Below are 12,562 nucleotides of genomic sequence, written 5' to 3'. Positions count from 1 at the left end.
TATGCGGTCTCAGCCCGATGACTCCTCACGCCCCTTCACACGGAGCGGCGCACTCGGCCTCGAAACGCATCTGTGCTCGGTCGATCGTGTCGTCCGCGTCGCGGCCGTGGGCTCGGAGCCAGTGGAGGAAGTCGGTGATCGCCGCGATCACCGTCTCCTCCGCCACGACCGAGGTCAACCTACCCACGCCCGTTCTGCACGGCAACGGCGTAGCAGCGGCGTAGAGACTGAGCAGGGCTTCGGCCCGCATCACGCTGGGTGCTTCCACGTGGCCGTTGGGTGCGGTGAGTTTTGTGGCCAGCTCGCACCACGTGACCTTACGGTCCGGACGTAGCAGCACACCCCAGCGATCGGCAACGGCGTCCACGAGCGCCATGCCCCTCCCCTCCAGGGATTCGGTGCTCGGATCGCGGAGGACGGGCAGCGCACGTGTGTCGGGGTCATGCACCTCGATGCGCAGGTGCGTGCCTCGCATGGAGACAGCCAGCGTCGCGGGAGTGCCGTGTCCAACATGCGTGATGACGTTGGACACCAGTTCGCTGACGCACAGTTGGGCCTCGTCTGTGATGTCGAGCATCCCCCAAAGGCCTAGGTGCAGTCGCATGGTCCGGCGCAGTGCGGCCACCTCCACGGGTTCAGCCGTGAAGGCAAGCTCCCACGGCTTGCGCGACATGCATGCTTCCTGGCTCACGCGGACCCCTCTCGTCGCGGTCGACACCGCACGGGAAGCGCAGCGTCACGAACGATCACTTTGAGTTGTGCTGTCGACCACTGTGCTGGCAGCGCATCCCGTCGTGCAATGTGCACGGCGGGATTCCCACTTCCGTGTGATTGGCAAGCACAACACTTGGCGCGAGACTGAACGCCCGCTACCGGAAAGAGGGTTGGGATGGCCGGTTCACCAACGGCACGCCGTCGGCGCCTCTCGATCGAGCTGAAGAAGCTCCGCGAGACGAGCACACTCACCTGCGCCCAGGTCGGTGCGGCCCTGGACTGGAGCGGCTCCAAGGTCAACCGGATGGAGACGGGCAGTGGGCGTATCCAGCCGTCGGACATCGATGCCCTGTGCCGCTTCTACGGCACGAGCGACGAGCTGCGCGAGTTCCTCAAGTCGCTGGCCCGGCAGGCGAAAGTGCGCGGTTGGTGGCAGGTCCACGGCGCCGGCGTCCCCGAGTGGTTCAACATCTACATCGGCCTCGAACAGGATGCTTCGACCTTCCGCCAGTACCAGTGCGAGGTCGTACCCGGCCTCATGCAGACCGAGGTGTACGCGTCCGAGCTCCACAAGTCCGGTGCGCACATGTCGGCCGAGGACATCACCAAGGCGGTGCAGGTGCGCATGGAACGCCAGGCCATGCTGAGGCGGCCGGATGCGCCCGACGCCTGGTTCATCGTTAACGAGGGTGCCCTGCGCCACGTCATCGGGGATCACACTCTGATGCGAGAGCAGATGGAACGTGTCCGGGAGACGGCCGATCTGCCGACCGTGACCTTGCAGGTCCTTCCATTCGACTCAGGGACCTATCCGGCCACCGGTTCGTTCACCATGCTGGGTTTCCCGGCCCCGGAGGATCCGGACCTCGTGTATCGAGACGGCATCACCGATGCCATGTACTTGGAGGGCGAGCATCATGTCCGTGAGTACACGAGGGCGTTCGACGGCCTCCGGGCCGCGGCCTTGAGTCCTCAACGCTCGGCCCTGTTGATCGAGTCGATCTTGAAGGATTACGCAAGATGACAATAGAAGCTTCCGGCGGAAGCGGCCGTCCGGTGTGGTTCACGTCGTCCTACAGCAACGGTGCCGGGGGCGAGTGCGTCGAGTGTGCCTTCGCTGGAGGCGGTGCGCTCGTCCGCGACTCAAAGGGTGCGGAGGCGGGTGTGATCGTGGTGGGAAGCGATGCTTGGCGCTTCTTCGTCCAGACCGTGAAGGTCGGCGGGGTGGCGCGCTAACGGGTGCGTCCCGCCACGCTGCTGCTAGCAACGCACACGGCGCTCCCGCCCCTGGCTGTTTCACCGAGCTGGCGGTCATCACCCGGCTACGGCGGACTGTTCCACCACCTCAAGCCGGGCTGTAACCGTCAGGTTGGCTGTGAGGTGCTCACGACCTCCCGAGTTTTCCGAGTTGACGGTTCCGGGGCGGTTGGGGTGGGGTGTAGGGCCGTCGCCGGGTAGACGGTGAGTGGTGGGGGGCGGTTGGGGCCCGGCCTTCGTGCCTGGCGTCAGGTCAGTGAGAACTTGGCGACGTATTCGTCGAAGGGCTCGATGCCGACCTCCGCGCGGAGTTCGTCCATGCGCTCGGGTTCCTCGCAGGGCCACGGCACCGGTGATCCGTCCTTCACGCCGGCGATCTGTGTGCCGTAGAGCTGTTTGCGGCCCTCGTTGACCCGCGTGCGGTCGCGGAGGAAGGCCAGCTCGCGGGGGCTGGCCGAACCTGCCGTCACCGCCTGCTGCATGAGGTGGAGGGCGCGGCGCTGGACGTCTAGCTGTCGGTCGGCGTGCTGGGCGATCAGCCAAGCCGCGCGGGCGGCCTCCTCGCCGACCAGGTCCGCCGTGGGCCAGCCGTACTCGTTCATGATCTCGCTCAGCCGGTCACCGTGCCGTGCGGTCAGCCGGCGCCATGCCAGTTGCTCGGCGGGGTCATCGCTGTTCGCGTGGACCGAGGACTGGTGATCGGCCGCAGCCATGGCCTTGAGCTCCTCCGCCAGCGCGGCTATGTCGTGCGCCACTCTCAACTCCCTTATGTCCTAGGCGTCGTCGCCAAGGTGTTACACCGATATCAACAACGCGGCCACGGTGACGACTTCCTGGCAGGCCTTGGCGGTCTTGTCGTAGCGAGGGGCGAGCGACCACAGACCTACGCCGTTGGTGCCAGTCTCGCCTGAGCCGGTAGTCCGATTCGCCGAGCCCTCACGACGGTTAGCGTCACACCATGCGTATAGGACTACTTGGCACCGGAAACGTCGCCCGAGCACTGGCCCACGGCTGGAGCGCCGCAGGACACGACGTGCTCCTCGGTTCACGCCGTCCCAAAGAGCGGACAGACTTAGGTCTCCCCGTGGCGGGCCTGAGCGAGACGGCCGTCCACGCAGAGGTACTGGTCAACGCCACCCCGGGAACCGTCTCCGTGGACTTACTGCGCTCCATCGGAGCACCAGCGCTGGCCGACACCCTGCTGATCGATGTCGGGGTCGGTCTCTCCGACGACTTCACAGAGCTCTCGCACCCCAACAGCAGTCTTGCCGAACAGATCCAGGAAGCCTTCCCCCTGACCCCCGTCGTCAAGACGCTGTGCACCATGGACTCCACCGTGATGATCGCCCCAGACAGTCTGGACGGCCCCAGCACCGTCTTTCTCTCCGGGGACGACGCCGAAGCCAAACGGACCACAGCCCAGCTGCTCACCGACCTCGGCTGGCCCCCGTCGTCCCAGCTGGACATCGGCGGCATCACCACCGCACGCGGCCAGGAGCACTTCGCCCTGCTCTTCATGGGCATCGCCAACGGTCTGGGATCACACACGTTCAACATCAACGTGGTCACCCGTCCCTCCGCCTAAAACAAGACAGTTCATGAGGGGGGCCGCCTGGTTACCAGCGCTGTAGCCTCCCCGCGTGAGCTGGGAACAGATCATCGAAGCGGCTTCATCCCCGTGTGTGCATGGCTCTCGGTCTGGGCCTTTGTGGAGGCGTGGAACAACTTCTGCCTCTACACCCGCGGGCAGTGGATAGAGGCGCAGATCATCGCCGTCCGTGAGGACACGGACGGCGACGGCGCCCCCCGCTTCTACCCCGAAGTCGCCTTCACTCCTCCGGACAGCGAGGAGGTGAGGGTCAAATCCAAGGTCGGCCGGCTCATCCGATCTACCGTTCGCAGCGGATACGCGTCCGGTACGACCAGCCAAGCCCCGGCGAGCCCGTCTGGAGGGCTACGGCGGGCCTGGTCTGTTCGCCTGCCTATGGGCCTGAGACTTTGACGACAGGGCCTAAGTGCGTTGTGCCATGGATCTACCCCCGGAGCCAGAGCGTCCTGACGTCAGTCCTCCACCCGGTCCAGTTCTCCCCGTTCGACGCAGAACTCGTTGCCCTCGGGGTCGGCCATGACGACCCAGCCCCTGCCGTTCGGGAGGGTGCGGTCCGTCAGGACGCGGGCGCCGAGGCCTGTGGCGCGTTCGACCTCCTCGGAGCGGGTGCGGCCTGTGGGGCCCAGGTCGAAGTGGATGCGGTTCTTGGTTGCCTTGCCTTCCTCGACTCGTACGAAGAGGAGGCCGGGGGCGCCGTTCGGCAACTCGATCAGTACCTCGGAGTCGCCGGGCTTGTCCTCGTCGGAGATCGGGTGGCCGAGCAACTCGGACCAGAAACGGGCCAGTTCGTAGGGCTCTCCGGTGCAGTCGAAGGTGATGTGGCGGATGGTGGGGTTCAACGGTCGTCTCCCTCAGGTGGGTTGATGCGCGGCCGTGCGCTCCGCAGGATGGGCGGGGAGACGGGGCCCTGTCGAACTATTTGCCGCCGTCGGGAAGGTTTCCGTTGCCGCCCAGGTTGGCGACGATCCGGCGCAGGACGTTGATCGTCACTACGAAGTCGGCGGGCGCGATGCCCTGGTGGGTTCGGTCGTGGACGCGGAGGTTGCGTTCCCGGGCGCGGAGGCGGCCGGCCTCGCCCTCCTCGGTCAGGGTCATGGCGCCCGTCGCGTCCTCGGTGAGCCAGCCTCGGGCGATCAGGTCGTCGTAGACCTGGTCGAAGTCGGTGTTCAGGTCGTCGTAGGGGGTCAGGCGGTCGGTCAGGGTCGCTCGGGGCCATGAGCCGGGGGCGCCTGAGGCATGGTTCAGGGTCCACCAGTGGGGCTGGGTGAGGCCCTCCACCGCCAGTTGGGCGCGGAGGGCTCCCACGACCAGGCGGTAGGCCTGGCCCGTCCAGGCGCCGATCGGCTGGGCGGCCAGTTCGTCGTGGGTGTACTCCTTGAGGTCCTTCGTGTGCGTGCTCACGCGATCCCCTCCCGTGGTTGCCTGGTCGCGATCAACGTAGGAGCTCGACTTTGGTTGAGGTCAAGGGTCAGGCGATGAAGGCCCTGATCGCTTCGTAGAGGCGGTCCGGCTGGTCGAGGTGGACGTCGTGGGCCGCGTGGGGGATGCGGACCACCTTGGTGTCCGGGCGGTGGGTGAGCATCGTGGCCGGTTCGTCGGGGCGCATCGTGCCGTGTTCGCCCTGGATGAGGAGGGTGGGACAGGTGATGCGGGACCATTCGGGCCAGTAGGCGGTGGTGGCCAGTTCGGCGACCGTGTCGATGATCGTGGGGCGGTCCCACCTCGGGTACCAGCCGTCTTCTCGTTTCTCCAGGCCTCTCGCCCAGGCCTCGTGGCCCAGGAAGGCCGCCGCCTCGTCGAGGGACGTGAAGGGGGTCGGCCAGCTGTCCAGCCAGGCCGCGATCTGGGCGGGGAGATCCGGGGCCGGGCCGGCCGGGCCCGCTTCGACCAGGATCAGGGACCGCACCAGGTGGGGGTGGGCGGCGGCCAGCAGCAGGGCCGTGTGGCCGCCCAGGGACTGGCCCAGCAGGGTCACGGGGGCCAGGTCCAGTTCCTCGATCAGGGTTACGGCGTCCTCGACATGGGCCGCGCGGGTCGTGGACGCCGGGATGCGGGTGCTGGCGCCGTGGCCCCTGGCGTCGTACGTCACCACGCGGTGGCCGTCGGCCGACAGCCGCGCGGCGAGGGTGTCCCACTCGCCCTGGTGGCCCGCCAGGCCGTGCAGGAGGAGGAACGTGGCCGCGGGTTCCCCTGCGGGGTGGTGGTCCGTGTGGGCGAGGTGCGTGCCGTCGGGGGTGGTGAGAGTTGCGGTTGCGGACCTCGTGCGGGTCAAGTGGCGGCTCCTGGCGGTGACTCCCGGTGTGGCCGACGGCCACCGCCCGCCTCGGCGGTGACCGTCGTACGCGGTTCAGGAGCCTACGATGCCGGGCTCAGGTCCGCTCGGCCGAACAGGAGGGCGTAGCCGGCCGGGAGCTGGGCCAGGATGCGGGTCACCAGGTCGTCGCCGACCAGGGGCGGCAGCACGCTCAGGACCGAGCTGACGTCCCAGCGGGCCGTGGCGGGGGTCGCTCCCTCGATACGGGCCGCGACGGAGTCGACGAACTCGGCGGCGGTCAGCCGGCGCGTGGCCGGGATCTGGGAGGCGACCACCCTGGCGGCCTCCTCGGGCAGGGCGCGGGCGAGGTCGACCCGTTCGTCGCCGATCACATGACCGCCGAGGGCGGACAGGACGATACGGGTGACCCGCTCCGCCTCCGACCTGGTGGGGTACTGGCCCGAATCCCGCACCGCTTCGATCAGCCGGGTCCAGGCGTCGTCGCCTCGGGCGCGGTGGTGGCGCGGCGGGGTGGGGATCAGGGTCTTCGGGGTCGTGAGAGCAGTCGTCACACTGGGCACCGTCGTCACGCTCATGTGTGGGTCTTCCTCCGGATCCGGTCCTGCGTCACGCCGCCGGGCTCGCACTCCGGCGGCGGGGTGAGGGTTGGGGGCGGGGCTGTCCCGCGGGTGGGACGTCCTCGGGACAGCCCCCGTGGGTGCGTGGGTACGCGAGTGCCGTGCCGTCAGCCGCTGAGCTGCTTGGGCCTGTCGCCGCCCGTGATCTGGATGCGGCGCGGCTTGGCCTGCTCGGCCACCGGGATGCGCAGGGTCAGGACGCCGGCCTCGTACGAGGCGTCGATGCGGTCCGTGTCCAGCGTCTCGCCGAGGAAGAGCTGGCGGGTGAAGGTGCCGGTGGGCCGTTCGGCGACGAGCAGCTCCGCCTCCTCGGGGGCGGGGGACCTGCGTTCGGCTCGGACGTTGAGGACGTTGCGTTCGACGTCCAGCTCGATCGTCTCGGGGTCGATGCCGGGGAGGTCGAAGTGGACGAAGAACTCGTCCCCGGAGCGGTAGGCATCCATCGCCATCGCCGACGGGCGGGTGGCGGGGCCGAGGACCTGCTGGGTGAGCCGGTCGAGTTCACGGAAGGGGTCCGTGCGCATGAGCATCACTGGTCACTCCTCTCTTCAGGCTCTGCCTGTGCGATGCCCTTACGTTCTGCGTCTTCTTATATAACTCGGAGGAGGAAACTTGACAAGCCTCGACTCATATCGGAGAGGTGATCTTGTGGTGCCCCGGCGCCGGCGTCTGTCACCTGGGGCGTTAGCCTCAAGGCCGCACGAGCGGGCATGCGAGGCACAGGAGGCAGGTATGGCGAAGGTTCCCAGTGCGGTGATCGCCGCGAGCGGGCTCGTGGGCGGGTACGGCGTGGCCCGCTGGACCAGGCAGCGGCCGCTCGGCGGGGCCGTGCTCGCCGTCGCCGGGGCCGCGGCCGCGCGGCAGTGGCGGCAGCAGGCCGGCGGGGTGGCCGCGGGGGCGTTGTCGGCCGCGTACGTCGCCGCCTTCGCGGGGTCTCATCCGCTGGCCAAGAAGGTGGGTGCCTGGCCCGCGGTGTTCGGGGTGGCGGGGGCCGTGGCCGTGGCGTCCTGGGTGGTGGCCGACCGGCGCGGTTGATCGCCGGTCGGCGCGACGAGTCGAGCGCACAGCGAAGAACCCCGGCCCTGAAACCCAGGGCCGGGGTTCTTGTCTGGAGCGCCGGGCAGGCCTTGCACCTGCATTTCCCCGCAGGAAGCGGGGCGTCTTTCCTTGGACCACCAACGCATCGTCCGTCTACCGGAGTTCGGCGACCGGACGCAGATCAACTATAGCGCAGTTCTTGTTATCGCCTCCGCCGTCCGGCCGTCTCCTCACCGTCCCCCGCAGGAACGCGACTTACGACGTCGAGGTACGACGACGTGACACGACAGATCAGCCGCCGGAGCATGTTGAGGGCCGCGGGCGCGGCAGCCGGAGCCGCCGGCATCGGCGTCGGCGTCGGTACGACCGCGCTCGCGAGTCCGGCCTCCGCCGCCGGCTGCGCCTTCGCTGCACCCACCCTCCCCCAAGCTCTCGACTTCGCTCGAGCAGGGGGACCCTCATCGCCCCAGCGGCACGACTGCCCGCAGCTCAGTCGGCCACGCAGCCAGCTACGCCCCCTACGCCGTCGCCTTCCTGCCTTGTCCCGTCGTGTCCCCCGCTGCCGTGAGGGGCTTGGCGATGTCCTCCAGGGAGCGCCGTTCGGCGCGTACCGCGAGGAGCGCCGCCGCCAGGCCCGCCAGGCACATCAGTGCCGCGCCGATCTGGAAGGCGAGGACCGTGTCGCCGACCTTGCCCGTGCCGGTGAGGTCGGCGAAGAGGAGCGGGCCGCTGATGCCGCCGGCTGCCGTGCCGATGGCGTAGAAGAAGGCGATGGACATGGCGCGGGTCTCCATCGGGAAGACCTCGGAGACCGTCAGGTAGGCGCTGGACGCGCCCGCCGAGGCGAAGAACAGCACCGCGCACCAGCAGGCCGTCAGCGTGCTCGCGCTGAGTGAGCCCTGGTCGAAGAGCCAGGCCGTGCCGAAGAGGAGCAGGCCGGACAGCAGGTACGTGCCGGAGATCATCACCCGGCGGCCCACCGTGTCGAAGAGCTTGCCGAGGAGCAGCGGGCCGCAGAAGTTGCCGAGTGCGATGACGGCGAAGTAGTAGCCGGTGCTGCCGCTCGGGACGTCGAAGAACGTCGTCAGGATCGCGCCGAAGCCGAAGGTGATGGCGTTGTAGAGGAAGGCCTGGCCGATGAAGAGGGAGAAGCCGAGGACGGCGCGGCGGCGGTAGTCGGAGAAGACCGTGCGGCCGATCTCCAGGAAGGAGACGCTGCGGCGCTGGTGGATGGTGATCTCGCCCTCCGCGCGGGGCAGCGGTTCGCCGTGCTCCTGGGTGATCCTCCGCTCGATCGAGGAGACGATGCGTTCCGCTTCGTCGTCACGGCCGTGGATCAGGAGCCAGCGGGGGCTCTCCGGGACGTGCCGGCGGACCAGGAGGATCACCAGGGCCAGGACCGCGCCGAGCGCGAAGGTGAGGCGCCAGCCGACGTTGGCCGCGAAGATGTCCGTGTCCAGCGCGATGATCGAGAGCAGGGAGCCGAAGACCGCGCCCAGCCAGAAGCTGCCGTTGATCATCAGGTCGACGCGGCCGCGGTACTCCTTGGGGATCAGTTCGTCGATCGCGGAGTTGATGGCCGCGTACTCGCCGCCGATGCCGAAGCCGGTGAGGAAGCGGAAGAGGAAGAACCACCAGGTGTCGAAGGCGATCGCGGTGAGGGCGGTGGCGCCGAGGTAGACCGCCAGGGTGATCATGAAGAGTTTTTTACGGCCCCACTTGTCGGTGAGCCGGCCCCAGAAGAGCGCGCCGGAGCAGGCTCCCGCCACGTACAGGGCGGCCGCCAGGCCGGTGACCTCGCCGGAGGTGATGGGCAGGCCGCTGCCGGGCTCCGACAGGCGGCTGGCGATGTTGCCCACGACGGTGACTTCGAGACCGTCGAGGATCCACACCGTGCCGAGGCCGATGACGATCGTCCAGTGCCAGCGCGACCAGGGGAGGCGGTCGAGGCGGGCGGGGATGTCGGTGGTGACGGTTCGGCCGGTCCCGGCCTGCGCGGTGGTCATGGGCTCCCTCCTCATCGAGAAGAACCCGGTTCGAGTGCCCTGAGCGGAAGTGCTTACGCCCTGACACCTCGCCGTGCCCGCGCGTCACGTCCCCGCGGCTCACGCCCCCAGCGCGTGCGACACCGTGTAGATCAGCAGGCCGGCGAGCGAGCCGACCACCGTGCCGTTGATCCGGATGAACTGGAGGTCGCGGCCGATGTTCGCCTCGATCTTCCTCGTGGTGTGCTCGGCGTCCCAGCTCGCCACCGTGTCCGTGATCAGGGAGGTGATCTCCTTGCGGTAGGTGGTGACGACGTAGACGGCCGCGTCCTCCACCCACTTGTCGACCTTGTCCTGCACCTTGCGCTCGGCCGCCATCCGGGAGCCCAGCGACAGCAGGGAGGCCCGTACGCGCAGTCGCAGTTCGCTGCGCTCGTCCTCAGCCGCCGCGACGATCATGGATCGTACGGCCGTCCAGGCGCTGGCGATGAGGTCCTGGACCTCGCCACGGCCCAGCACCTCGCCCTTGAGGCGCTCGACCCGGCCGCGGGTGTCGGTGTCCGACTGGAGGTCGGAGGCGAAGTCGGTGAGGAAGCGGTCGAGGGCGCCGCGCGCGGGGTGGGCGGGCATGTCGCGCATCTCGGTGGCGAAGCGCAGCAGTTCCTTGTAGACGCGCTCGCCGACCTTGCGGTCGACGAACCTCGGCGTCCAGCCGGGGGCGCCGCCCTCCACGGCGTCCATCACCTCGTCGCGGTGCAGCACCAGCCAGTCGTGCGCGCGGGTGACGACGAGGTCGACGACCCGTTTGTGACCGCCGTCGGCGACGATCTTCTCCAGCATCTTGCCGATGCCCGGCCCGATCTCCTGGGCGTTGGCGCGGCGCGTGATCGCCTCGCCGACCACCGCCTGGACGTCGGAGTCGCGCAGGACGGTCAGGGCGCCGCGCAGGGCGGTGGAGAGCTCCGCCGTGACCCGGTCGGCGTGCTCGGGGACGGCGAGCCAGGCGCCGAGGCGGCTGCCGATGCCGACGGCGCGCAGCCGCTGCCGTACGACGTCCTCGGAGAGGAAGTTCTCACCGACGAACTCGCCGAGGGAGACGCCGAACTGGTCCTTCTTGGTGGGGATGATCGCGGTGTGCGGGATGGGGATGCCGAGGGGGTGGCGGAAGAGGGCGGTGACGGCGAACCAGTCGGCGAGCGCGCCGACCATGCCCGCCTCGGAGGCCGCGGCGACATAGCCCGCCCAGGGGCCCGCGCCGGAGTTCTGGGCCCACTTGGCGAGGATGTAGACCACGGCCACGAACAGCAGGAGCCCGGTGGCGGTGAGTTTCATGCGGCGTACGCCGCGCTGCTTCTCCTCGTCCGCGGGGCTGAAGGTGGCCATCGTGCGGTTCGTGGTGACGCCGGGGCGGGCATGCTGCCCTCCGACGCCGACCTTTTCTTCTGCTTTCGTCCGTTCCATCCGCTCCACCCGCTCGGTGATCCCGCACACATTGTCCCTTCCTGACCGACTCCTGGAACGGAACAGGAGTTCCCGGCGTCTGTCGGGAGGGGGTAATGCCACGGGGTCCTGTGAGCTTCCCCCGGCCCATGACGCATCATGGGCATATCAGATCGGAGCCTTGGGCTCCCATCGCCCGAGGAGAACTACACAGCATGACCCGGGGTCGTGGTTACGCCCTATTGGCCGTCGTCGTCGCAGCGATCGTGGCCCTTTCCACCGCCATATACGTCGGAGTGGCGTCCGACGACGGCACGCCGACGCGGAACGCCCTCACCGGCGACCGCCTCCCTAACAACTCCGCCGCCCCCGCCTCCACCGGCACCTGGGTCGGCACCTGGTCCACCTCCCCGGCAGCCGCCGAGCCGGGGACGGAGACGACCGGCATGGCGGACCGTTCGGTGCGCAACGTCGTCCACACCAGTGTCGGCGGTACGAGTGCCCGCGTGACGCTGTCCAATCTCTACGGCCAGTCCCCGCTGAACATCACGCGCGCCTCGATCGCCGTCGCCGCCGGGAGCGGCACGGCCGCCGCGCTCTCGGACACCCTGCGGCAGCTGACCTTCAACGGCGGGCCGACGGTCGTCATCCCGCCCGGCCGGCAGGTGATGAGCGACGCCGTGCGCATCGCCATCCCGCACGACGCGGACGTCCTGATCACCACGTACACGCCGACCAGCTCCGGCCCGGTGACGTACCACCCGCACGCCCGGCAGATCTCCTACGTCGCCCAGGGCGACCACACGGCCGACGCGACGGGCGCGCCGTACACCGAGCAGACCATGTACTGGCGTTACGTGACCGCGCTGGACGTGCTGAGCAACGAGTCCGACGGGACGGTCGTCGTCCTCGGCGACTCGCTCACCGACGGGATCACCTCCACCGCGGGCGCCAACAACAGGTGGACCGACGTCCTGTACGACAAGCTACGCGCGGAGATCGCCGCCGGGCGGGACCTCCCCCGCTACAGCGTCGTCAACCAGGGCATCAGCGGCAACCGGGTCCTCACGGACGGGCTGGGCCGGCCGGCGGACAACCCCAGCGGGCTGAACCGCTTCGGGCGGGACGTGCTGGAGCGGACGAACGTCAAGGTCGTCGTCATCGACCTCGGGGTCAACGACATCCTGCGCAATCCGCGGCTCGCGGATCCGAACGCGATCGTCGGCGGGTTGCGCACGCTGGTCGAGCAGGCGCATGCGCGGGGGCTGAAGGTCGTGGGGGCGACCCTGATGCCCTTCGGTGGGCACCGGGGGTACTCCGAGGCGCGGGAGGCCGTGCGGCAGCAGATCAACGCGGAAATCCGGGCGGGGCGGGTCTTCGATGCGGTGGTCGACTTCGACAAGGCGCTGCGTGATCCTTATGACCCGCGCCGGCTGCGGGCCGACTACGACTCGGGGGATCATCTGCATCCCAGTGACAAGGGATATGCGCGGATGGCGGAGGCGTTCGATCTGGAGACGTTGAAGGGGTCGGTGCCGGCGGAGCTGTAGAGCCGACGGAACTGTAGAACTGCCTGCTGGTGAGCACTGGCGTCGGCGCTGTGGCGGGGTGGGTGCGCGACCCGGCG

At 69.0% G+C, this 12,562-nt stretch carries 14 protein-coding genes; 5 read left to right on the top strand and 9 right to left on the bottom strand.

Annotation, left to right across the window (positions count from 1 at the left end; genetic code table 11):
* Positions 1-25: 25 nt before the first annotated feature.
* Complete coding sequence (locus GTY47_RS02145) at positions 26-673, bottom strand: ATP-binding protein (protein ID WP_010040055.1); 648 nt, start codon at positions 671-673, stop codon at positions 26-28.
* Positions 674-889: 216 nt separating this feature from the next.
* On the opposite strand from GTY47_RS02145, the gene GTY47_RS02140 reads away from it, so the two are divergent.
* Complete coding sequence (locus tag GTY47_RS02140; RefSeq protein ID WP_010040053.1) at positions 890-1,738, top strand: helix-turn-helix transcriptional regulator; 849 nt, start codon at positions 890-892, stop codon at positions 1,736-1,738.
* Complete coding sequence (locus tag GTY47_RS02135) at positions 1,735-1,950, top strand: DUF397 domain-containing protein (RefSeq protein ID WP_010040052.1); 216 nt, start codon at positions 1,735-1,737, stop codon at positions 1,948-1,950. Before GTY47_RS02140 ends, GTY47_RS02135 begins: the two co-directional genes overlap by 4 nt.
* Before the next feature lie 269 nt (positions 1,951-2,219).
* On the opposite strand, the gene GTY47_RS02130 is transcribed toward GTY47_RS02135, so the two are convergent.
* Positions 2,220-2,726, bottom strand: a complete 507-nt coding sequence (locus tag GTY47_RS02130; protein WP_010040051.1) for a DUF6624 domain-containing protein — start codon at positions 2,724-2,726, stop codon at positions 2,220-2,222.
* 203 nt (positions 2,727-2,929) lie between these two features.
* On the opposite strand from GTY47_RS02130, the gene GTY47_RS02125 reads away from it, so the two are divergent.
* Positions 2,930-3,556 carry an NAD(P)-binding domain-containing protein gene (locus tag GTY47_RS02125; protein WP_029181182.1) on the top strand — a complete coding sequence of 209 codons (627 nt, stop codon included), beginning with the start codon at positions 2,930-2,932 and terminating at the stop codon, positions 3,554-3,556.
* Positions 3,557-4,032: 476 nt separating this feature from the next.
* Here the strand turns inward: GTY47_RS02125 and GTY47_RS02120 are convergent, their stop codons facing one another.
* The 5 genes from GTY47_RS02120 to GTY47_RS02100 form a co-directional block, all read right to left on the bottom strand.
* Positions 4,033-4,419, bottom strand: a complete 387-nt coding sequence (locus tag GTY47_RS02120; protein ID WP_010040047.1) for a VOC family protein — start codon at positions 4,417-4,419, stop codon at positions 4,033-4,035.
* Between the two features lie 76 nt (positions 4,420-4,495).
* Complete coding sequence (locus GTY47_RS02115) at positions 4,496-4,981, bottom strand: hypothetical protein (RefSeq protein WP_010040046.1); 486 nt, start codon at positions 4,979-4,981, stop codon at positions 4,496-4,498.
* A gap of 67 nt (positions 4,982-5,048) precedes the next feature.
* A complete protein-coding gene (locus GTY47_RS02110) occupies positions 5,049-5,852 on the bottom strand; it encodes an alpha/beta hydrolase (protein WP_010040045.1) in 804 nt (267 codons plus the stop codon).
* Between the two features lie 83 nt (positions 5,853-5,935).
* Positions 5,936-6,430: a DUF2267 domain-containing protein gene (locus GTY47_RS02105; protein WP_010040038.1), complete on the bottom strand. Its 495-nt coding sequence runs from the start codon at positions 6,428-6,430 to the stop codon at positions 5,936-5,938.
* Positions 6,431-6,579: 149 nt separating this feature from the next.
* The gene (locus GTY47_RS02100; protein WP_010040036.1) at positions 6,580-7,002 is read right to left on the bottom strand and encodes an Hsp20/alpha crystallin family protein; all 423 of its coding nucleotides are present in this window, start codon (positions 7,000-7,002) and stop codon (positions 6,580-6,582) included.
* Between the two features lie 202 nt (positions 7,003-7,204).
* Between GTY47_RS02100 and GTY47_RS02095 the strand changes: the two genes are divergently transcribed.
* Positions 7,205-7,507, top strand: coding sequence for a hypothetical protein (locus GTY47_RS02095; RefSeq protein WP_020272524.1), 303 nt, complete (start codon positions 7,205-7,207; stop codon positions 7,505-7,507).
* Positions 7,508-8,028: 521 nt separating this feature from the next.
* Here the strand turns inward: GTY47_RS02095 and GTY47_RS02090 are convergent.
* A complete protein-coding gene (locus GTY47_RS02090) occupies positions 8,029-9,516 on the bottom strand; it encodes an MFS transporter (protein ID WP_010040033.1) in 1,488 nt (495 codons plus the stop codon).
* A 99-nt stretch (positions 9,517-9,615) separates the two neighbouring features.
* Positions 9,616-10,986: a DUF445 domain-containing protein gene (locus GTY47_RS02085; RefSeq protein ID WP_010040031.1), complete on the bottom strand. Its 1,371-nt coding sequence runs from the start codon at positions 10,984-10,986 to the stop codon at positions 9,616-9,618.
* 164 nt (positions 10,987-11,150) lie between these two features.
* Here GTY47_RS02085 and GTY47_RS02080 point away from each other — a divergent pair, with 164 nt between their 5' ends.
* Positions 11,151-12,485: an SGNH/GDSL hydrolase family protein gene (locus tag GTY47_RS02080; RefSeq protein ID WP_029181180.1), complete on the top strand. Its 1,335-nt coding sequence runs from the start codon at positions 11,151-11,153 to the stop codon at positions 12,483-12,485.
* Positions 12,486-12,562: the final 77 nt, after the last annotated feature.

This window comes from Streptomyces sp. SID5464 (assembly GCF_009862985.1).
Classification (GTDB): Bacteria; Actinomycetota; Actinomycetes; order Streptomycetales; family Streptomycetaceae; genus Streptomyces; species Streptomyces chartreusis_D.
The sequence above is the reverse complement of the archived record's forward strand: the minus strand, read 5'-3'. Positions and strand labels throughout refer to the sequence as shown.

What these genes read in the sequence shown, in the direction of transcription:
- GTY47_RS02090 (WP_010040033.1), bottom strand. Translation starts at nt 9,516, where the DNA reads ATGACCACCGCGCAGGCCGGGACCGGCCGAACCGTCACCACCGACATC.
- GTY47_RS02095 (WP_020272524.1), top strand. Translation starts at nt 7,205, where the DNA reads ATGGCGAAGGTTCCCAGTGCGGTGATCGCCGCGAGCGGGCTCGTGGGC.
- GTY47_RS02135 (WP_010040052.1), top strand. Translation starts at nt 1,735, where the DNA reads ATGACAATAGAAGCTTCCGGCGGAAGCGGCCGTCCGGTGTGGTTCACG.
- GTY47_RS02145 (WP_010040055.1), bottom strand. Translation starts at nt 673, where the DNA reads ATGTCGCGCAAGCCGTGGGAGCTTGCCTTCACGGCTGAACCCGTGGAG.
- GTY47_RS02140 (WP_010040053.1), top strand. Translation starts at nt 890, where the DNA reads ATGGCCGGTTCACCAACGGCACGCCGTCGGCGCCTCTCGATCGAGCTG.
- GTY47_RS02100 (WP_010040036.1), bottom strand. Translation starts at nt 7,002, where the DNA reads ATGCTCATGCGCACGGACCCCTTCCGTGAACTCGACCGGCTCACCCAG.
- GTY47_RS02105 (WP_010040038.1), bottom strand. Translation starts at nt 6,430, where the DNA reads ATGAGCGTGACGACGGTGCCCAGTGTGACGACTGCTCTCACGACCCCG.
- GTY47_RS02125 (WP_029181182.1), top strand. Translation starts at nt 2,930, where the DNA reads ATGCGTATAGGACTACTTGGCACCGGAAACGTCGCCCGAGCACTGGCC.
- GTY47_RS02080 (WP_029181180.1), top strand. Translation starts at nt 11,151, where the DNA reads ATGACCCGGGGTCGTGGTTACGCCCTATTGGCCGTCGTCGTCGCAGCG.